At 58.0% G+C, this 20,154-nt stretch carries 18 protein-coding genes; 11 read left to right on the forward strand and 7 right to left on the reverse strand.

The genetic code is table 11. From position 1 onward, the window contains the following. Positions 1-39 precede the first annotated feature (39 nt). Positions 40-1,218, forward strand: coding sequence for a TIGR03862 family flavoprotein (locus ACR0AY_RS16840; protein ID WP_170514842.1), 1,179 nt, complete (start codon positions 40-42; stop codon positions 1,216-1,218). A gap of 3 nt (positions 1,219-1,221) precedes the next feature. On the opposite strand, the gene holA is transcribed toward ACR0AY_RS16840, so the two are convergent. From holA to ACR0AY_RS16860, 4 genes are all read right to left on the reverse strand, one after another. Further along, positions 1,222-2,250, reverse strand: a complete 1,029-nt coding sequence (gene holA / locus ACR0AY_RS16845; protein WP_170514840.1) for a DNA polymerase III subunit delta — start codon at positions 2,248-2,250, stop codon at positions 1,222-1,224. Beyond that, positions 2,247-2,738 (reverse strand): LPS assembly lipoprotein LptE, encoded by a 492-nt coding sequence (gene lptE, locus ACR0AY_RS16850; protein WP_170398890.1) that lies wholly within the window; start codon positions 2,736-2,738, stop codon positions 2,247-2,249. Before lptE ends, holA begins: the two co-directional genes overlap by 4 nt. Further along, entirely contained in the window at positions 2,725-5,277 is a 2,553-nt protein-coding gene (gene leuS / locus ACR0AY_RS16855; protein ID WP_170514837.1) for a leucine--tRNA ligase, read from the reverse strand. The genes lptE and leuS overlap by 14 nt, the downstream gene beginning before the upstream one ends. Before the next feature lie 72 nt (positions 5,278-5,349). Further along, positions 5,350-5,832, reverse strand: a complete 483-nt coding sequence (locus ACR0AY_RS16860) for a DUF3576 domain-containing protein (protein ID WP_170398884.1) — start codon at positions 5,830-5,832, stop codon at positions 5,350-5,352. A gap of 278 nt (positions 5,833-6,110) precedes the next feature. Here ACR0AY_RS16860 and ACR0AY_RS16865 point away from each other — a divergent pair, with 278 nt between their 5' ends. Then, positions 6,111-7,118, forward strand: a complete 1,008-nt coding sequence (locus ACR0AY_RS16865; protein ID WP_170398881.1) for a porin — start codon at positions 6,111-6,113, stop codon at positions 7,116-7,118. A gap of 101 nt (positions 7,119-7,219) precedes the next feature. Then, complete coding sequence (locus tag ACR0AY_RS16870) at positions 7,220-7,879, forward strand: YggS family pyridoxal phosphate-dependent enzyme (RefSeq protein WP_170406696.1); 660 nt, start codon at positions 7,220-7,222, stop codon at positions 7,877-7,879. On the opposite strand, the gene ACR0AY_RS16875 is transcribed toward ACR0AY_RS16870, so the two are convergent. Together ACR0AY_RS16875 and ribA are read right to left on the reverse strand one after the other, a co-directional pair. Then, positions 7,863-8,363: a L,D-transpeptidase family protein gene (locus tag ACR0AY_RS16875; protein WP_170406691.1), complete on the reverse strand. Its 501-nt coding sequence runs from the start codon at positions 8,361-8,363 to the stop codon at positions 7,863-7,865. The two genes, ACR0AY_RS16870 and ACR0AY_RS16875, sit on opposite strands and share 17 nt — an antisense overlap. After that, complete coding sequence (ribA, locus tag ACR0AY_RS16880; protein WP_170425856.1) at positions 8,360-9,454, reverse strand: GTP cyclohydrolase II; 1,095 nt, start codon at positions 9,452-9,454, stop codon at positions 8,360-8,362. The genes ACR0AY_RS16875 and ribA overlap by 4 nt, the downstream gene beginning before the upstream one ends. Before the next feature lie 161 nt (positions 9,455-9,615). On the opposite strand from ribA, the gene ACR0AY_RS16885 reads away from it, so the two are divergent. The 5 genes from ACR0AY_RS16885 (at position 9,616) to ACR0AY_RS16905 (ending at position 13,265) form a co-directional block, all read left to right on the forward strand. Then, positions 9,616-10,302, forward strand: a complete 687-nt coding sequence (locus ACR0AY_RS16885) for a response regulator transcription factor (protein WP_170398869.1) — start codon at positions 9,616-9,618, stop codon at positions 10,300-10,302. 318 nt (positions 10,303-10,620) lie between these two features. Further along, positions 10,621-11,409 carry an exodeoxyribonuclease III gene (locus ACR0AY_RS16890; protein WP_170562325.1) on the forward strand — a complete coding sequence of 263 codons (789 nt, stop codon included), beginning with the start codon at positions 10,621-10,623 and terminating at the stop codon, positions 11,407-11,409. An 87-nt stretch (positions 11,410-11,496) separates the two neighbouring features. Further along, positions 11,497-12,414, forward strand: coding sequence for a thioredoxin family protein (locus ACR0AY_RS16895; protein WP_170514831.1), 918 nt, complete (start codon positions 11,497-11,499; stop codon positions 12,412-12,414). A 27-nt stretch (positions 12,415-12,441) separates the two neighbouring features. Then, positions 12,442-13,083, forward strand: coding sequence for an LON peptidase substrate-binding domain-containing protein (locus ACR0AY_RS16900; RefSeq protein WP_170398861.1), 642 nt, complete (start codon positions 12,442-12,444; stop codon positions 13,081-13,083). Then, positions 13,080-13,265 carry a Trm112 family protein gene (locus tag ACR0AY_RS16905; protein ID WP_170398842.1) on the forward strand — a complete coding sequence of 62 codons (186 nt, stop codon included), beginning with the start codon at positions 13,080-13,082 and terminating at the stop codon, positions 13,263-13,265. The genes ACR0AY_RS16900 and ACR0AY_RS16905 overlap by 4 nt, the downstream gene beginning before the upstream one ends. Here ACR0AY_RS16905 and ACR0AY_RS16910 read toward each other — a convergent pair. Further along, positions 13,262-14,488 (reverse strand): FAD-dependent monooxygenase, encoded by a 1,227-nt coding sequence (locus ACR0AY_RS16910; RefSeq protein ID WP_170514949.1) that lies wholly within the window; start codon positions 14,486-14,488, stop codon positions 13,262-13,264. The genes ACR0AY_RS16905 and ACR0AY_RS16910 overlap by 4 nt on opposite strands. 88 nt (positions 14,489-14,576) lie before the next feature. Here ACR0AY_RS16910 and ACR0AY_RS16915 point away from each other — a divergent pair, with 88 nt between their 5' ends. The 3 genes from ACR0AY_RS16915 (at position 14,577) to ACR0AY_RS16925 (ending at position 20,128) form a co-directional block, all read left to right on the forward strand. Continuing rightward, positions 14,577-15,905, forward strand: a complete 1,329-nt coding sequence (locus ACR0AY_RS16915; protein WP_170514828.1) for an amidase family protein — start codon at positions 14,577-14,579, stop codon at positions 15,903-15,905. A 108-nt stretch (positions 15,906-16,013) separates the two neighbouring features. Then, positions 16,014-17,195, forward strand: a complete 1,182-nt coding sequence (locus tag ACR0AY_RS16920; protein WP_170508890.1) for an aminotransferase class I/II-fold pyridoxal phosphate-dependent enzyme — start codon at positions 16,014-16,016, stop codon at positions 17,193-17,195. A 14-nt stretch (positions 17,196-17,209) separates the two neighbouring features. Next, on the forward strand, positions 17,210-20,128 hold the full coding sequence (locus tag ACR0AY_RS16925; RefSeq protein ID WP_170514825.1) for a DNA translocase FtsK: 2,919 nt from the start codon (positions 17,210-17,212) through the stop codon (positions 20,126-20,128). Positions 20,129-20,154: the final 26 nt, after the last annotated feature.

Genomic DNA, 20,154 nt, shown 5'->3' on the forward strand with positions numbered 1-20,154 from the left:
AACTTCGCGCTGATGCGTGTACAGGGCAAGAGGGACACAATGGCGCAAACCATGGTCATCGGAGCAGGGCCAGCGGGGCTAATGGCCGCCGAACAGCTTGCCGCCGCCGGGCACGAGGTTGTAGTGGCCGAAGCCATGCCGTCTGTCGCGCGTAAATTCCTGATGGCGGGGAAGTCCGGCCTGAACCTGACCAAGGATGAGCCTTTTGACATGCTTATGGGCGCATACGGGGATGCAAAGGATTGGTTGCATCCGATGATACAAGCGTTTGACGCACAGGCGGTGAAGGCTTGGGCCGGTGATCTTGGGCAAGAGATGTTCACGGGCTCCACCGGGCGGGTGTTTCCGAAAGTCATGAAGGCCTCACCCTTGCTGCGGGCCTGGCTGGCCAGATTGGATCAGGCCGGTGTTCAGATCAGGACACGCTGGCGCTGGCAGGGATGGCAAGGTGGCGCGTTGGTTTTTGAGACGCCAGATGGCATGCAGTTTTGCTCGCCCGGCGCGACGGTTTTGGCATTAGGGGGTGCCAGCTGGGCGCGGTTGGGTTCGGATGGGGCTTGGGCCCAATGGCTTGCGGACAGCGGAGTTGATCTAACACCGTTTGCACCGGCTAACGCCGCTCTGTCAGTCGATTGGAGCCCCTATATGCAGCCACATTTTGGCGCGGCGCTCAAATCGGTGCGGTGGATGGCGGGCGATCTGGATAGCCGTGGTGAGGCCACTATTTCCGCAAAAGGCCTGGAAGGTGGCGGTATGTATGCCCTGACCCCTGCGCTGCGGACGGGGGCGCCGCTGTTTGTTGATCTGGTCCCGGATGTGACGGTTGAAGGGATGCAGGCGCGATTGGACGCGAAGAAATCAAAGGCAACGCTTTCGCATTGGTTGAAGAATGGTCTGCGTCTGTCTCCGCAAAAGATCGCTTTGTTCCACGAAATGACTAAGGGCCGCGCATTGAAGCAAACGCAATGGATCGGTGCGCTGAAAAACCTGCCCATCCGTTACGCTGGACTACGTCCGATGGATGAGGCGATTTCGACCGCTGGCGGGGTAGCATCGGGTGCCGTGGACAGCGGTTTGATGCTGACTGCATGTCCGGGCGTTTTTTGCGCGGGCGAGATGCTGGATTGGGAAGCCCCAACCGGTGGTTATCTTCTGACCGCCTGTCTGGCGACGGGACGTTGGGCCGGTCAGTCGGCGGCAACGTGGTTGGCGCGCTAGGCCTTAACCCGATCGGGCCAGCATCGCCAGACGGATCATGGCACGCTCTACCAGTGCCATTGCAGGTGCGGTTTGACCTGCCGAGCGCAAGGATAGGTCCGTATCTGTAAGGACGGTTAAAGCGGTCTGCAGCTTGGGCGCCCCCCATCCCTGAGCTTGCCTCAGGATCCGGTCACGTCGTTTGCCATAGACCGGAGGGCGCAGCTTGCCGATTCCCTGCGCCGCGCCTCCAGGGTCGGATGCGCAGGCATAGAGCGTTCGGAAATGCCGCGTCGCCCCAATACACAAGGTGACCCCGTTGGTGCCCTGCGCCTGCAGGCGTCGGATCAGGGGGCCGATTTCCTGTGCCCGGCCCTCGGCAACGACGTTCAATACATCATCCAGCGCCGCCTCGGTCGACCGCGGCGCACAGGCTTCAATGTCTTCAATCGTCAGTTCACCGGCGTCACCGCGTTTGTAAAGCGACAGTTTCTCAACTGATTGAGTGAAATCACCAGGGCTGAGCGCCATTGCAAGTTCGCTAAGCGCCGACATCGAATCGTGCGGAATATTCTTCAATCCGGCTTGCGCCAGAATGCGCTCCACCTCGGCACGCGAGGGCGGGTCATCGTAGATGCCAACAGCGTATGCGGCAGGGTTCGCTTCGAATGCTTTACGGATTTTCGAGCTGGGTTTGAGCTGCCCGGCCGTCACGATGATCTGTGCATCGCCATGATCCCAGTCTTCAAGGGCTGTGAGAATCGCAGGCGCTGCGACATCGGTGGCGTCTTCAACAAACACCGCGCGGGGACCGGGGAAAAATCCGACAGCCTTGACCGCGTCCAGCAACAGGGCCGGATCGCTGCGTAGATCGCTTCCGGGAATGCGGGTCAGGCGCATTTCCTCTTCGGCGCCAGGTCCCAGCAAAGCCGCCAGCACCTGTTGACGCTTCAACGCAACGCGCATCGCGTCCGCCCCGTAGATCAGCAATCCGGCTTTGTCCGCGTCCGGCTTGGAAAAATACCCTTCAGCCTCACGCGGGCTCAACTTCATGTGGACAGGCCCGGCGTGGCGTAAAGGCGGTTCACGATCTGATCGGCTAGAATCACCATCAGCCGCTCGGTCGCATCACGCTCATCGGCCAGCGTCGACACAGTTGAGCCCGCAGCAGAATAACCGACAAATTCGGTAACGTTGCCCGAGGCGATGATTTGCCCGGTCGCATTGGATTTCAGCGCGTAAGTCGCATTCCCGTCGATCGTATAGCGATTAGTTTCATTCGCTGTGGTAATCGAGGCCCTGCGGGTGACCGTCGATACCCCGACATCCAGCTTGTATTCGTTGCCCGAGGTCGCGCTTCGACCTAATTTACGTTCCAGGTTTTGGACCAGCAGAAAGCTTTCGACCGTATTTGGTGCGGACACCTCGACCTTGCCATCCAAGGCCGAGCCTGATCCTCCGGGCGCATAAACCGGCTCGAACCCGCAAGCGGCGAGCGCCAGCGGCATCAATAACAGGGTTCTACGATCAAACGACGACATTAACGATCCGGCCCGGAACAACGATCACTTTCTTCGGTGCAGCGCCATCCAGCGCCTTTTGCACAGCTTCGGTGCTGAGGGCGATTTTTTCAACCTCTGCTTTATCCAGATCTTTGGCTACGCTGATCTCGGCCCGACGCTTGCCGTTGATCTGAATCGGCAGGGTTATGGTGTCATCGATCAGCATCGTCTCATCCGCGATGGGCCAAGGCGCGGTTGCAACCAGGCCTTCGCCGCCCAGCATCTGCCAAAGTTCTTCGGACAAGTGTGGCGTCATCGGCGACATCAGCTGCGCTAGTGTCTTGGCTGCCTCGCGCTTGACTGCAGAGCCCGCTTTGGATTTGGCAAGCGTGTTAGTGAATGCATAAAGCTTTGCGATAGATGCGTTAAAGCCAAAGGATTCGACCCCGCCCGATACGTCATGAATGGCTTTGTGCATCTCACGTAGCAGCGTTTCGTCATCTGCTGTGGCCGGCAAGTCCGATTCTGCGATTTCTGCGGCGATGCGGTGCACGCGGCTGAGATGTTTGAACGCGGCTTCGGCGCCCGACGCGGTCCATTCCACGTCGCGCTCAGGTGGGGAGTCGGATAGAACAAACCAGCGCGCAGTATCCGCACCAAAGGCCGAGATGATGCTGACCGGATCGACGACGTTCTTTTTCGACTTGGACATTTTGGCTGAGGGGATGATTTCAACCTCGGTGCCGTCGGTCAGCTTGCCGTCGGTCACGTCTTCGGGCAGGTGATAGACCGGGCGACCGTTGGCGTCGCGTGTTTGATAAATTTCATGAGTCACCATGCCTTGAGTGAACAGCGCGTTGAACGGCTCAATCGCTTTCTTCGGCAAATGACCAGTGATGTTCATCGCCCGCGCGAAGAAGCGCGAATAGAGCAGGTGCAGAATCGCATGCTCAATCCCACCGATATATTGGTCGACATTCATCCAATACTCGGCTTCGGCAAGATCGGTGGGCGTTTCCGCGCGTGGAGCGGTGAAACGGGCGAAGTACCACGACGAATCGACAAACGTGTCCATCGTGTCAGTTTCCCGCTTGGCTGGAGCGCCGCAGGAAGGGCAAGGGGTGTCGCGCCAGCTGGGGTGGCGGTCCAGCGGGTTGCCGGGGATCGAAAAATCTATGGGTTTGCCGTTGCCATCATCATAAGGCAGCTCGATCGGCAGATTATCTTTCTTCTCGGAGACCGTGCCGCATTGATCACAATGCACAACAGGAATCGGGCAGCCCCAATAGCGTTGGCGGCTGAGCCCCCAATCGCGCAGGCGGTATTTGGTAACACCTTCACCCCAACCGGCCTTTTCGGCGAAATCAACGGTGGCATTGATGGCCTCGTCACCCGTTGCCTCGGTGAGACCCGCAAAATGATTCACCCAGCGGACTTTTTCGGTTTTCGGTGGAACAAACGCGATTTTGTCGACTGGAGTGTCATCATCCAGTGCAAAGAATGTATCGACCACAGGCAGGCCGTATTTGCGACAGAAATCGAGGTCGCGTTGATCATGAGCTGGGCAGGCAAAGATGGCGCCGGTGCCATAGTCCATCAGGATAAAGTTGGCGATCCAGACCGGCAGCTCCCAGCTGGGGTCGAGTGGATGTTTTACACGTATGCCGGTGTCATAACCCAGCTTTTCGGCGGTTTCGATCGCCTCTTCGGTGGTGCCGCCCTTGCGGCATTCGGCAACGAATTCAGCGACTTTCGGGTTTTCTGCCTCAAGCTGCTTGGCAATCGGATGATCGGGCGAGATGCCAACAAACGACGCGCCCATCAGCGTATCGGGCCGTGTCGTGTAGACGGTGATCGGCTCACCTCCATCGGTGCGTTCGAACCCGAATTGCAGGCCACGGGACTTGCCGATCCAGTTCTCTTGCATCAGGCGTACCTTGGCGGGCCAGTTATCCAGCGTATCCAGCGCGTCGAGCAGTTCCTCGGAATAATCGGAAATCTTGAAAAACCACTGAGTCAACTCGCGACGCTCAACCAAGGCGCCTGAACGCCAGCCACGGCCGTTTTCTACCTGTTCATTGGCCAAAACGGTCATATCGACCGGGTCCCAGTTCACCACGGCGTTCTTGCGATAGACCAGACCGGCCTCGAGCATATCCAGGAACAAAGCCTGCTGCTGGCCGTAGTATTCCGGATCACAGGTGGCGAATTCACGAGACCAGTCGATCGACAGGCCCAGCGGCTTCATCTGTCCGCGCATGTCGGCGATATTGCCGTAGGTCCAATCTTTGGGGTGGCCACCACTGGCCATTGCGGCGTTTTCCGCAGGCATCCCGAACGCGTCCCAGCCCATCGGGTGCAGCACGTTATGACCGGTTGCGAGCTTGTGGCGGGCGATCACATCACCCATCGTGTAGTTGCGTACATGCCCCATGTGGATACGGCCAGACGGGTAGGGGAACATCTCAAGCACATAGTATTTCGGCTTGTTCGCCTTGTGATTGGCGGTGAAGATTCCGGCCTTGTCCCAGGCCTCCTGCCATTTTGCTTCGATTTCGTTGGCCGAGTAGCGCGACATCATGCGGTCCTTCGTGAATGAAAACGCCGGGTAGGAACCCGGCGTGGTAATAGTGTGATTTTTGTCGGGTTTCTAGAACTTGTTGTCCGCAATGCGTAGCTGACGCGCGCGAGACAGGATCGCATCTTCGACGGCGCGCGACGTTGCAGCGCTGACCGGAGAACCGCCACTGGTCTGAAGAGCTACGGACAAAGAACGCGCTTCCAAAGCGGGATCACTGATGTGAACTGTCGCGCGATAGGAACGCCCGCCGCCGGGCGGTGTGCCATAACCCGTTACGATCACTCCGGTAAACGGATCGACCTCTTGGATCGGCAAGAAATTCAGTACATCCAGCGATGCGGCCCACAGATAGCGATTTACCTGAGTGACCTGCTCTGAGGTGTTCGGGCCGAATACGTCCCAGATCGTCGAACGATTCGGGTCATTCAGTTCGCGTTCCTCTGTCGAGCTGCCATCAGCGGTCAACACACTTGCATCGCCAGGCGGTGGCCCTCCGCAGGCTGATAAGGCAGCCGTTACCATGATCAAACCTGGAATCGTAATACGGCGCATCGTTGGAAGGTCCCGTGTCACTTGTTTTGCTCTGTCGAGTGATACTCCTAGACAAGGACCCGTACAGCAACAACCCTATTCTTTTATGATCGACTCGCGCGAACCGCACGATCCGTTGAATTCGACTGTGGCATCCTTGCACCAATTTGGGCCGAATGACGTCTTTGCGTTTATGCCAAGCTTGCGCAACGGGGGCAAAAAAAGCGAAACGGTGTCCGTGCTGAGACGCGTGCTTTGCATGTGTCGAGTAGAAAATCTTTGAAACCGAGGGAAACAAGATGAAAAAAGTTCTCTTCGCAACGACCGCACTGATTGCAACCGCAAGTGTTGCAGCGGCCGAAGTAAAGTTCAGCGGTTACGGCCGCTTTGGTCTGGGATACCTGGAAGACCGTACAGGTACCGTTGACGCAATTGGTGGTGGTGAAGCGACCGGCGTAGAAACCGACGAAACCATCCTGGTCTCGCGCTTCCGTCTGAACATCGACGGAATCGTTGAAACTGACGGTGGCGTTCGCTTTGAAGGCCGTGTTCGTCTGCAGGCAGACGAAGATGCCGGCAACGGCGAAGCAAACTCCGCTGGCCTGAACGGCGCACGCTTCTCGGTCATCTTCGGTGGTCTGCGTGTTGACGCCGGTAACGTAGCCGGTTCGTTCGACAACTTGGCAAACTACTACGGTAACGAGCCTGGCCTGGAAAGCTTCATTGGTCAGTACTCGGGCGTCGACTATGACTTCCTGGCGTACTCGTCGACCGGTTCGGGCGCAAACGCTGTGTTCTTCCAGTACGCAGTTGGCGACTTCGCCTTTGGCGCGTCGTATGACCAGCGCACATTTGCTGACGAAGCTGTTGCGGGTGCGGACACTGATGATGCAGACCGCTGGGACATCAGCGCGACCTACACCTTCGGTAACGTAACTGCCGCTCTGGCCTACGGTCAGACCAGCGGTCTGGGCGACGCCGACAAGCAGAGCCTGACCGTTCTGACCCTGGGTGCAGAATTCGGTGACTTCTCCGGTACTCTGTTCGTCGCAGACGATGACGTTGCAAACGATGACCGCAACGGCACCGCATACGGTCTGTCGGCAGCCTACAACCTGGGCGCGGCAACCACTCTGACCTTCGCTTACGGTGACGGTTCGGCAGACGACGATCTGCAGCAGTACGGCATCGGTGCCATCTACGACCTGGGTGGCGGTGCATCGCTGCGCGGTGGTATCGGCAACCAGAAGCGTGGCGACGGCGACAGCCAGCTGCGTGCCGACTTTGGTGCTCAGTTCAACTTCTAAGTTGATCTGAACCACAAGGTTCAAGGGCAGGTCTTCGGACCTGCCCTTTTCTTTTGCCGCAACATGGTGTTTTGCTGCTGCAAACGCAGAATGAGGAACCCATGTCGCTGCAAGAAATCACCGATCGAATAGCCAAAGCTGAATCTGCGGCAGGACGCGCCGAAGGCTCGGTGCAATTAATCGCGGTTTCCAAGGTGCAACCTAACGACCGGGTCGAAGCCGTATTGAAGCAGGGCCACCGGTGTTTCGGAGAAAACCGTGTGCAGGAAGCCGCTGGCAAATGGCCTGCATTTCGCGAGAGTTTTCCGGACATCGATCTGCATCTGATCGGTCCATTGCAAACAAACAAGGCACGGCAGGCGATTGAGCTTTGCAATGCCATCCATTCAGTTGATCGACCAAAGCTCGCCAAAATATTGGCGCGATTGGCGCAAGAGATGGGTAAGTGCCCTGATCTTTTTATACAGATCAACACAGGCGAAGAGGATCAGAAAGCCGGTACTCTTCCACAAGATGCTGATGCGTTCATTGCAGAATGCCGCGGCATGGACCTGCCCGTCCGAGGTTTGATGTGCATTCCACCGGTTGAAGAGGAGCCCGCGCTGCACTTCGCGCTATTAGCAAAAATCGCAGAGCGGAATGGGCTGGAGGGTTTGTCGATGGGAATGAGCAGTGATTTTGAATCGGCAATCGCCTTGGGTGCCACACACGTCCGTATTGGGTCTGCCATATTCGGGGCGCGGGTTAAGCCTCAGGGATGATCAGCCGTGTGCCCGGCGTGATTTTTTGGGCAATCCAACGTAGGTGGTCGCGCCTGAATGCGATGCAGCCTTCGGTCGGAAACCGTGGGCGTCGCCATTGATGCAGGAAGATGGCCGATCCCCGGCTGGGTTCTGAATTGGGATAGTTCCAATCGGTTATCAAGATCAGGTCATAAAGCGGATCTGGGCGACGCAGTTTTTCGTGACTGAAATCATGAGGCGCCCGCACCAAATGGTTATACGCATCGTCCTCTACGTCGTCTGACCATAAATCGCGCGGTCCGATCGGTCGTGCCCAATGCGCCGGCCGTGGCATTCGGTCTGCGCGATAGAGCATACCCACAATGTGATGCACACCTGTTGGTGTTGTTCCGTCACCTTCCTGCTTGGTTGGGCTCAAGCCCCCTTTGCCTATAGCGCAGGGGAACAGGTGCCCGAGAAACCGAATGCCACGTGGTGTAAGAACCAGATCGCTTGGTGTCACAGCAGGTGGCCTGACTTTGCCGCTTTGGTCGCCAGATACGCGCGGTTGAAATCTGTTTCACCTACTTTCAACGGAACCCGTTCGGTGACGGCGATACCTGTGCGTTCCATCATCGCGATTTTTGCAGGGTTGTTGGTCAGCAGACGGACCGAATTGAAGCCCAGCGATTTCAGGATATCCGAGCCGAGCCTGAAATCCCGTTCATCGTCTTCGAATCCAAGCCGGTGATTGGCCTCGACTGTGTCAAATCCCTGATCCTGAAGAAAATAGGCGCGCATTTTGTTGGCGAGCCCGATCCCACGCCCTTCCTGATTCAGATAGAGCAGGACACCCGCACCCTCGTCCCCCATCTGGGCCAAGGCCCCGCGCAGTTGCGGGCCACAGTCACATTTCAGGCTGCCCATGAGATCGCCAGTGAAACAGGCCGAATGCAGCCGCGCGAGGACGGGCTTGTCGCGGTCGGGGCGACCGATTTCAACCGCATAGTGTTCCTCTCCACCATCTTCGGGGCGGAATACATGCAGGCGCCCGGCCTCCGACACTTCCATCGGCAGGCGTGCGGCGACGACAGGGTGCAGAGCACTGCGATCTGTCAGATGTGGCGCGGCCCGGGCATGGTCAATGCAGGTCAGACCATGATCTGCCGCAAATTCGCGCCCGTCTTGAATAGGGGCGACGACGGCGGCCGGAAGCAAGTGCGCCGACTTGGCCAACGCAATAGCGATCCGGTGCAGATTTGCGCTGCCTTGCCGTTCGGTCATCAGCGGGCCCTTCATCGGGGCGTTTAGATCATCGGACGGGTCGGCCACCGCCTGCACCCAGCTCAGCCCAGCATCCGCCGGGATCATGACGCGAGCAAGATCGCCGTCATATGCGCGCGCTTTAAGTGTTTCAGCGCGCCGAACCGTTATGGCGACAACGGGGTCCCCGCCCAAGCCGCGCAAATCGGCCAACCTTTGCGGGCTCAGGGTCTCGGTGGCGAATGCGAGTACTCCAAATCCCAGTTCGTCGGTCAGAACAACGGGAACACCCATACGCAGGTCAGCCCGCGCCCGTGCCAGCAATTCGGTGATGTCGGGAGTGAGACTCATGCAGTTTACCTTGAAACGATCAGACCCTGTCCTACCCCGATCACTGGAAAATGTGAAACATTTCCTCGGCGTCAGACACGAGGGCGTGAGACGACTGCAGTAAATCTTGCTGATTGCATTCTTCATACGCAAGTGATGGAAAAGGCTTAGGAGGACCGTACATGGCTCAGCTCAAGAAAATCCTGCTGGTGGATGACGACGAAGACCTGCGCGAAGCGCTCAGCGAGCAACTTGTCATGACCGAAGACTTTGACGTGTTCGAGGCGTCCGATGGCGCGTCGGCAATGGAACGCGCGCGCGAAGCAATATACGATCTGGTGATTCTGGATGTCGGCCTGCCGGATACCGATGGCCGTGAGCTGTGTCGCCTGATGCGCAAGCAGGGCGTCAAAAGCCCGGTGCTGATGCTGACTGGGCACGACAGCGATGCTGACACGATCCTGGGCCTTGATGCTGGCGCTAATGATTATGTCAGCAAGCCTTTTAAATTTCCGGTTCTTCTGGCCCGGATTCGGGCCCAACTGCGCCAGCATGAACAATCCGAGGATGCGGTCTTTGTTCTGGGGCCCTACACCTTCAAACCGGCCATGAAGATGCTGATGACCGAAGATGATCGCAAGATCCGCCTGACCGAGAAAGAGACCAACATTCTCAAGTTCCTCTATCGATCAACTGACGGCGTCGTTGCACGTGATGTTTTGTTGCACGAAGTCTGGGGTTACAACGCGGGCGTTACAACACACACCCTTGAAACCCATATCTATCGTCTGCGTCAGAAGATTGAACCCGACCCGTCGAATGCACGCCTTTTGGTCACAGAATCGGGCGGATATCGCCTTGTTGCTTGACTAATGGTGGATTGACTTGGATCAAAGTGATACTCTGTAGGCATCTTTAGATTACTCCCAACCCGCGCATGTCCGGGTTATGACATGCACCTCCCTGTTGGACTGCCGGGCCTGATGGCCCGGCTTTTTTCGTAGGGTGCAACTGTATCGTGCAGGGCGATATCGGCACCGGGCATCCGATTTCATTCAATGAAATCGGACCGGAAACTTTGCAAGTTTCCGTAACCGCCGGGTCAGGCAACATTGCTTTGTTTTTCGATGGCACCTCGCTTGGCGCCGCGCTAACCTGCGGCAACTTCGACAAAGGAACCCCCGGATATGCCCTTCACCCTTGCCACATGGAACATCAATTCGGTCCGCCTGCGCGAGCCTATCGTTCTGAAATTGCTGCAGGAAGAGGCACCGGATGTGCTGTGTCTACAGGAATGCAAATCGCCGGTCGACAAAATCCCGACCGAAGGGTTCGCCGAGCTGGGCTATACGCATATGATTGCGCGGGGCCAGAAGGGGTATAACGGCGTCGCCATACTGTCGCGCCTTCCGCTTAAGGAAGTAGGGGATAAGGATTTCGCGGGTCTGGGTCATGCGCGACACATTGCGGGGCGGTTGGAGAATGGCGTGACCATTCATAATTTCTATGTCCCCGCTGGGGGCGACGTGCCGGATCGCGAAGTGAACGAGAAGTTTGGCCAAAAGCTGGATTACCTCGCTGACATGCGCGATTGGTTCCGTGCGGAAAAGCCGAAAAAGTCCATTCTGGTAGGCGATCTGAATATTGCGCCCCGCGAAGATGATGTCTGGTCGCACAAGCAGTTGCTGAAGGTGGTTTCACATACGCCGATCGAGGTTGAAACGCTGGCCGAGACTCAGGATGCAGGTGGCTGGGTCGATATCACCCGGCAGGATATTCCCGAGGGCCAGCTATACAGCTGGTGGTCTTATCGGGCACGAGATTGGGATGCCGCCGACAAGGGACGCAGGCTGGATCATGTCTGGGCTACGCCCGATATCTCGAACGCGGGTCATTCCAGCCGCATTCTGCGCGACGCGCGCGGATGGGAAAAACCCAGTGATCATGCCCCGGTATTTGCCACGTTTGACGTCTGACCGAAGCAAATTCGCCGAACTCTCCCCTTGGTTTCTGCCGCATTGGACTGCATATAGGGCGCAAGTTCGAACCAGAGAGTATAAGCCATGGACCTTCTGAACGGCGCAGGCAGCCCCCAAGCCACTGATCTGATTAAAGACGGGACCGAGGCCACCTTCATGGCCGATGTGGTCGAAGCCTCACAAGAGACGCCGATCATCGTTGACTTCTGGGCGCCTTGGTGCGGCCCCTGCAAAACGCTGGGCCCGGCGTTGGAAGAGGCCGTGACCGCTGCCAAGGGTGCGGTCAAGATGGTCAAGATCAACGTGGACGAAGCGCAGATGATTGCAGGACAACTGCGCATCCAGTCGATTCCGATGGTCTATGTATTTCACAAAGGCCAACCGATCGACGGGTTTCAGGGCGCTTTGCCAGGGTCCGAGATCAAGGCCTTCATAGATCGTGTGATCGAAGCCGCGGGCGGTGAAAGCCCGGGTGGTCAACTAGATGATGCTGTGCAAGCTGCCGAAGAAATGTTGACCGAGGGGGCCGCTGTAGACGCGGCACAGACTTTTGCCGCCATACTGGGTGAAGACCCCAATCACGCTGCCGCTTATGGCGGGTTGGTGCGCGCGCATATCGCATCGGGGGATCTGGATCAGGCTGAGGCGATCCTCAATGGCGCTCCTGCCGAGATTTCCACTTCACCCGAGGTTGAAGCGGCCCATGCGCAACTGGAATTGGCCAAGCAGGCTGCAGATGCTGGTCCGGTAGGTGAGTTGACTGCAACAGTTGAGGCCGAGCCAGACAACCATCAAGCCCGTTTCGATCTGGCGCAGGCCCTGCATGCCAATGGCGATGTCGAAGAGGCAGTGGCTCAACTGTTGGAATTGTTCCGCCGCGATCGCGAGTGGAATGATGGGGCGGCAAAGGCGCAGCTCTTCACAATTTTCGATGCGCTCAAGCCCAATGACCCGATTGTTCTGAACGGGCGGCGCAAGCTCAGCTCGATGATATTTGCCTAATCCCCGATCAGAACTAAACTCGGGTACATGATGCATCCTGCCGATTTGCCGGAAACGGTATCCGTTTTCCCTTTGCCCGGAGCGCTGCTGCTGCCACGGTCTCGCCTGCCGCTGCATATTTTTGAGCCGCGCTACCTACAGATGCTGGACGACGCGCTGAAAACGCAAGAACGCCTGATCGGGATGGTGCAACCGAATACCTGTCAGGGCGACGAAACCAAGCTGCACCAGATCGGCTGCGCTGGACGGGTCACCCAGTTTTCCGAGACCGAAGATGGCAGGTATCTGATTACGCTGACGGGAATCTCTCGGTTCAGGGTCAAATCAGAGTTGGACAGTTTCACCCCGTATCGCCGGGTTTCGGTGTCCTGGGACGGGTTTGACCGAGATCTCGGCAAGGCCGAGGTGGATGATGGTTTTGATCGGAACAGGTTCCTGCGGCTGTTGGAACGGTTTTTTTCGTCCCGTCAGTTGTCCACCGATTGGGACACAATGAAAGATGCCGATGATGAGCTTTTGGTCAATTCCCTGTCCATGATGCTGGAATTTGACCCGGAGGAAAAGCAGGCTTTGCTTGAGGCCCCTTGCTTACGCACCCGGCGCGAGACATTGGTGACGTTGATTGAATTCGCCATGCGCGGCGGATCGAATGAGGAAAAACTGCAATGAGCGATACCGAACACGCCTTTGACCGCCATATGCTTGAGGCGTTGATTTGTCCGCAGACCCACACGACGCTGCACTATGATGCCGAACGGCAAGAGCTGGTGTCAAAAGCCGCCGCTCTGGCCTTTCCAATCCGCAACGGTATTCCAGTGATGCTAGTGGATGAGGCCCGAGAGCTGGACTAGATCGGGTGTCCCTGCAGCAGTTTCGGCAGGTCTCCGGTCAGACCTGCAGCCTCGCGCACGAAACCTCGGCGCAGCCCGGGCAGCGATCCGACGATACCCATTCCAATATCCCGACCTATGCGGAGCAGGGGATTGTCGTTCGAAAACAGCTTGTTGAACACATCAGTCGCCATCGCAAGCGAGGCGGTGTCGAACCGGCGCCACTCCTGATAGCGCTCCAGCACAAGCGTTGATCCGATATCCTCGCCACGTCGTCCCGCAAGGGTCAGAACCTCGGCCAATGCACCGACATCACGCAGACCTGCGTTCAGGCCTTGCCCGGCGATGGGGTGCATGCCATGGGCGGCGTCTCCGACCAAAGCCAACCGGTCCGAGATGAAGGAATTGGCGATGGTCAGGTTCAACGGGTATGTGAACCGGTCACCCTGCAGGCGGATATCCCCCAGGAAATCGCCAAAGCGCGGGCGCAGAACTTGTAGGTAATCTGCCTCGGGCAGCGCATTGATCTGCGCGGACGTATCATTGCGTTCGCTCCAGACGATGGAACTGCGGTTCCCGGTCAGCGGCAGAATCGCCAACGGGCCGGGGGGCATGAAGAACTGATGGGCGATACCGTGATGCGGTAGCTCGTGTTCAATGGCGCAGACCAGAGCGGTCTGGCCATAGTCCCAGCCGGTTCGCTTGATTCCGGCGCGCATAGCGGTCCCGCTGCGGCGGCCATCGCAACCCACCAGTAGGCTGCCAGATAGGGCGGCCCCGTCATCCAGCGTCAGCGTTGCCCCGAGCGCTGAGATGTCCTGAGACACGACCGTTTTTCCGCTGATTTCGGTAATCCCGTCTTGTTCGGTCATGGCCTCCAGAAAAGCCCGCCGCAGGTGGCGATCTTCAACCATATAGCCCATCGGGCCTTCTTCGATCTCGGCATGATCAAAATGCATGAAGAACGGGGAAGGTCCGGCACCGGCATGGCCATCCGTTACCTTGATCTCCAGCATCGGCTGGGCGTGCTCTTCCACCTTTTCCCAAACGCCTATTGCGTCGAGCAGACGTTGCGACGCCAATGCCAGCGCATAAGCGCGCCCGTCGAAGGCCGCATTCTTGCGCACTTTCTCTGCCAGAGCGTCAACAACCACGACTGAATGCCCGGTCTGCGCCAGCGCCAGCGCAAGGGCAGGGCCGTTCAGGCCACCACCAACGATCAGGATATCGGATCTGTGTTCCATGTGCTGCAATATGCGCGCCCTTTCGGGATTGTCCATGTGCGGTCCTGTCGCTACCGTCCGATCACGGAATTACTCGGGAGGGGACCGGATGCAAGACTGGCTGACCATGACGGCATGTGATTTGGGCCGTGGTATCGGAATGGGGCAGATCGATCCGGTTGAACTGACAGAAACTTATCTCAGCGCGATTGACGCCCATCCACATCGCGATCGGATCTATGCCCGGGTGACCCACGATCGCGCCCGCGCCGAGGCCCTTGCGGCGCAAGAGCGGGCCAAGCTTGGCCTGCGGCGGTCTTTGTTGGATGGCGTCCCGATCAGCTGGAAAGACCTGTTTGACACGGCAGGCGTAGGGACCGAGGCCGGTTCGGCCCTGTTGGAAGGCCGCGTGCCCGAATCCGATGCGCAGGTGGTGCGGAACGCGACCGCGATGGGTACGGTCTGTCTGGGTAAAACGCATATGAGCGAATTGGCGTTCTCGGGTTTGGGTCTAAACCCTGTGACGGCTACGCCTCCATGCGTGAATGACGAAGACGCAGTGCCGGGCGGCTCATCTTCAGGTGCAGGAGCTTCGGTGGCTTGGGGGCTTGCTGCAGGCGGCGTTGGCTCGGACACGGGTGGATCGGTGCGGATTCCCTCGGCCTGGAACGATCTGGTGGGGCTGAAAACCACGGCGGGGCGCGTTAGCCTTGAGGGCGTCGTGCCGCTGTGTCTTAAATTCGATACCGTTGGGCCTCTGGCGCGATCAATTGAGGACGCCGCACATATGCTTGCCGCGCTTGAGGGCACCGCCCCGGCTGACCTGCGCGGGGCGTCATTGATCGGTCGCCGCTTTGCTGATTTACAGAACGTCGCCAAGGACGATCTGCGCGAAGCACCCGCTAAGGCCTATGATGAGGCGCTGGCGCGCCTGAAAGAGGCCGGGGCCGAGATCGTTCCGCTTGACGTGCCTGAGCTGAACGAAGCGATGAGCCTGTCGGGCGTGCTTTATACAACCGAAGCCTACGGCTTGTGGCGAGATGTGATAGAAGCGAACCCCGAAGCGATGTATCCCGAAATCCTTGAACGGTTCCGAATGGGCAAGGCCTATTCCGGCCCCGATTACGTGGCCGCTTGGTCGAAACTAACCGCTTGTCGACAGGCTTGGGATGCGGCCACTGCGGGCTTTGACGCCGTGCTTGCGCCGACGGCCCCGATCCTACCGCCCAATCTCGACCGGTTGATGAATGATCATGACTACTATGTTACCGAAAATCTCTTGGCTCTCCGCAACACCCGGATCGGCAATCTGATGGGGCTTGCGGCACTGACTTTGCCCACGGGAACACCCGGTTGCGGGCTGATGATGTTGGGCTATCCGGGGTCGGAAGAGGCCTTGTTACGGCTCGGGTCAGCAGCCGAAAGCGCTTTGACCTGAATGCCACAATCCCCTGATTCGGCACCTCTTTGTCTGGACGAAGCCCGGGTCGATCTGTAATCTGCCATAAAACGGGGCGCAAAATGACCCCGAAATTGAGGCAGTATCATGAATTTCCCCGAGCGGTTTTCGAACCTACCGGAATACGCATTTCCGCGTCTACGCGCCCTGTTGGATCATCATCAGCCGGGTGGTGAAGTCGTTCACATGACCATTGGCGAGCCCAAGCATGATTTCCCATCTTGGGTGACCGACGTGATCATGGAAAACGCCGCCGGGTTTCAGGGCTATCCCCCGAACGAAGGCTCACCTGAATTGCGAGCAGCGATCACGGGTTGGATCAACCGCCGCTATGGTGTGTCGATGGATGCAGATGCCAATGTGATGGCACTGAACGGTACGCGCGAGGGTCTTTATAACGCTGCAATGGCGCTCTGCCCCGAACAGAAAAATGGGCAGCAACCGATCATTCTGTGCCCGAACCCCTTCTATCAGGTCTACATGGTTGCCTCGATTTCGGTCGGTGCGCAGCCATATTTCGTGCCGGCAACCGCTGCCACTGGCCATTTGCCAGACTATGCAGGCCTGCCCGAAGAGGTTCTGAACCGTACTGCTGTAGCCTATATCTGCTCGCCCGCGAACCCTCAGGGGGCGGTCGCCTCGCGCGATTACTGGGTTGAGCTGATTCAATTGGCTGAAAAGTACGATTTCCGCATCTTTGCCGATGAATGCTATTCCGAAATCTACCGCGACGCCGCGCCGGTTGGCGCGCTGACCGTTGCGCAGGAACTGGGTGCTGACCCCGAACGTGTCACGCTGTTCAACTCTCTGTCCAAGCGGTCGAACTTGGCCGGGCTGCGGTCGGGGCTGATCGCAGGTGGACCTGAAACAATCAGCCGTGTCAAACTGTTGCGCAGCTATGCGGGTGCCCCTTTGCCCGCCCCGCTGCAGGCCGCCGCCGCCAAGGTTTGGGCGGATGAAGCGCATGTGCAGGAAAACCGCGCGCTGTATCAGGAGAAATACGCCGTCGCGGATGAGGTTTTCGCAGGCGTACAAGGCTACATGCCGCCCGAGGCCGGGTTCTTCCTGTGGCTGCCGGTCGAAAACGGTGAAGAAACCGCATTGAAGCTTTGGCAGGAAACCGGTGTTCGGGTTCTGCCGGGCGCATATCTTTCTCAAGGTGATCCGGGGCAAAACCCGGGCGAGCAATTTATCCGGGTCGCGATGGTGGCCCCAAAAACAGAGATGAAGCGCGGGCTGATTACACTCCGCGACTGCATCTATTCGTGAGGTACGAGGGCAAAATGGCATCATATAACGCGCGAAACCGTGACCCGCTGCTGGACAGCAACACGCAAGCCGCCATTGAACGGCGTAGCAAAGAACTGATCGGGATCGCTTTGATCCTGTTGGGGTTGGCCGCTGCAGCGATGATCTGGTCCTATACGCCCGATGATCCAAACTGGATGGTTTCGACTGATGCGCCCGTGCAAAACTGGATGGGGCGCATTGGGGCCTCGATTGCCGCGCCGTTGTTTATGATCGTGGGTTGGGGCAGCTTGGGTGTCGCCTTGGTGCTGATCACTTGGGGCGTTCGATTTGCAGGTCATTTAGGTGAAGACCGTGCCATTGCCCGCCTGATTTTTGCGCCGATCTGGATCGCCGTTCTGGCTGTCTATGCAGCGACTCTGGTGCCGGGTGCCGAATGGCGGACGACGCACAGCTATGGCTTGGGTGGTCTATTCGGCGATACAGTGATGGGCGCGATTTTGACTTTGTTGCCGATCTCATCGCATTTCCTGGTCAAGCTGATGTCGCTGGCGATGGCGGTCGGTATGCTGGCTCTGGGTGTATTTGTGTTGGGTTTCGGCAAAGCGGACGTTCGCAATGGCTTCCGGGCGTTTCTGTTGGGACTGGTCATGGCCTATGATCTGTTGATGAACGCGCTGGGACGCGGGGCATCGGCGACAGCGCGGGCAGCACGGGACCGGAAGGCCCAATGGGCCGAGCGCAAGGCCGAACGTGCAATTCCGGTTCAAGCGGATTTTGACGACGACCTGGCCTACGCTGATCCGGTCTTTGAAGACCCTGAGATTGAAGCGCAGGAACCTGTCGCCAAGACAGGCCTTCTGGCTCGAATGCCTTCCCTGATCCGTCGTCCTGACCCAATGCCCGAGCCTGAGTTGGTCGAAAACGTTGCGGTCGAAGGGTATTACGACATGCCGGGTGAGGATCGCATCAGGTCCAAGATATCCGCCGCTGTGCGCAATCGTAAAGTGGCCGCTGGTGTGCTAACGCCCGAACCCGATCCCAACTTGCCATTGACCAAAGGGCGGGGCAGGGGACCGGACCCGTTGATTTTGAACTCTGGCGCGGCAGACGAGTTGCCGCCCGAACCCCCGATGACCTCTGCAGGTTTGCCACCCGAACCACCGCTGACAGCAGGATCTGATGTTGAGACGCTGGCGGCTGACTCCGAGGCTGATAATTGGATGCAGCAGGACTATGTTTCCGAACCGGACTATGATGATGAGGCCGTGTTTGATGATGCCTCCGAACCCGCGCTCCAAGCGAGACAGGCTGTCAAGATTCCTGTCGCTGAGCCGCGTAAACCTGTCGTAGCTCAACCGGTCCGACGCACTCCTCCACCTTCGCGCAGGGCGCAAGCCGAAGCACAGCCGACACTTTCTTTCGAGGAACGGCATTCTGATTTCGAACTGCCACCGCTGGGCCTTCTGTCCAACCCTGCAAGCATCCAACGCCATCACCTAAGCGATGAGGCGCTCGAGGAAAATGCGCGGATGCTGGAAAACGTGCTGGATGACTACGGCGTCAAGGGTGAGATCGTCAGCGTCCGCCCCGGTCCGGTTGTGACCATGTACGAATTGGAGCCTGCACCGGGTTTAAAAGCCAGCCGTGTGATCGGTTTGGCCGACGATATCGCGCGCTCAATGTCGGCTTTGTCCGCGCGGGTTTCAACTCTACCGGGGCGCTCGGTTATTGGCATTGAACTGCCCAATGAAAACCGTGAGATGGTGGTGCTGCGCGAAATCCTCGCCAGTCGCGATTTCGGCGATGGTAACCATGCGCTGCCCTTGGCGTTAGGCAAGGATATCGGCGGTGAGTCCGTGGTGGCGAACTTGGCAAAAATGCCTCACCTCTTGATCGCTGGTACGACCGGTTCCGGTAAGTCGGTGGCAATCAATACGATGATCCTGTCGCTGCTTTATAAGCTAACGCCGGATGAGTGCCGCCTGATCATGATCGACCCCAAGATGCTGGAACTGTCGGTCTATGATGGTATCCCGCACCTGCTTTCGCCCGTTGTGACCGACCCGAAAAAGGCGGTTGTGGCCCTGAAATGGGTCGTGGGCGAGATGGAGGATCGCTATCGCAAAATGTCCAAAATGGGCGTGCGCAATATCGCGGGCTACAATGGCCGCGTGAAGGATGCGCTGTCCAAGGGCGAGATGTTCAGCCGCACGGTCCAGACCGGCTTTGACGATGAAACCGGCGAGCCAATGTTCGAGACCGAAGAATTCGCGCCCGAAGCAATGCCTTATATCGTTGTGATCGTCGACGAAATGGCCGACCTGATGATGGTCGCGGGCAAGGAAATCGAAGCCTGCATCCAACGTCTGGCACAGATGGCGCGGGCTTCGGGCATTCACTTGATCATGGCCACTCAGCGCCCTTCTGTTGACGTGATCACCGGGACGATCAAGGCGAACTTCCCAACGCGGATTTCGTTCCAAGTGACCTCGAAAGTCGACAGCCGCACGATCCTGGGCGAGATGGGTGCCGAGCAACTGCTTGGGCAGGGCGACATGCTGTATATGGCGGGCGGGGCGAAGATCACCCGTTGCCACGGTCCGTTTGTCTCGGATGAAGAGGTCGAAGAAATCGTCAACCACCTGAAACAGTTCGGTCCGCCGGCCTACATGAGTGGCGTGGTCGATGGCCCGGCTGAGGAAAAGGCTGACAATATCGACGCTGTTCTGGGCCTGAACACGGGTGGCAACACGAACGGAGAAGACGCCCTTTACGATCAGGCAGTGGCGATTGTGATCAAAGATCGCAAATGCTCGACGTCCTACATTCAGCGAAAACTTGCCATTGGCTACAACAAAGCTGCGCGGCTTGTTGAGCAGATGGAGGACGAAGGCGTTGTTTCCGGGGCAAATCACGTTGGAAAACGCGAAATCCTCGTCCCCGAGCAGTAAGATATTTAATAACAAGGGCAGAACGC

Source organism: Ruegeria sp. A5 (assembly GCF_056543005.1).